Annotated in this window: 1 protein-coding gene; it reads left to right on the forward strand. The window is 27.3% G+C overall.

Annotated elements, in window-relative coordinates:
* Positions 1-455, forward strand: a 455-nt coding sequence (locus tag M3593_RS23785) for an ABC transporter permease (protein ID WP_251665151.1), incomplete at both ends; no start/stop codon positions are given.

Here is a 455-nt window from a genome sequence, read left to right on the forward strand (position 1 = left end):
ATTCAAGCAAGTACAATCATTTCAATGGAATTTCATTACGGTACGATTAAAAATTTACTCTATCGTGAATATTCAAGAACAACTATGATTGTTAGCAAAATCATCACATTATTTATTATTTCTTTAATTTATTTTGTTATTACAATTATTGCTTCAATTGTTATTGGGTCTTTATTCTTTAATGATTTAAATATATTTGAAAGTAGCGGTAATCAATTATCTTTATTGAATCAATTATTATTAGTTAGTTTAGGCACATTTGTTGGCGTTTGGTTAGTTTTAAGCTTAACGTTGCTATTATCATCTGCAACAAATTCAACGGGAGTAGCCATTGCTGTAGGTATTGTTTTTTATTTTGCAAGTTCTATTTTAGCAGTTATTCAAACGGCACTTTTAGAAAAAATAGACTGGCTAAAGTGGAATCCTATTAATATGATGAATATTATGCTTCAAAC

This window comes from Mesobacillus sp. MER 48 (assembly GCF_023714225.1).
In the GTDB taxonomy this organism is placed as follows: Bacteria; Bacillota; Bacilli; order Bacillales; family Cytobacillaceae; genus Mesobacillus; species Mesobacillus oceanisediminis_A.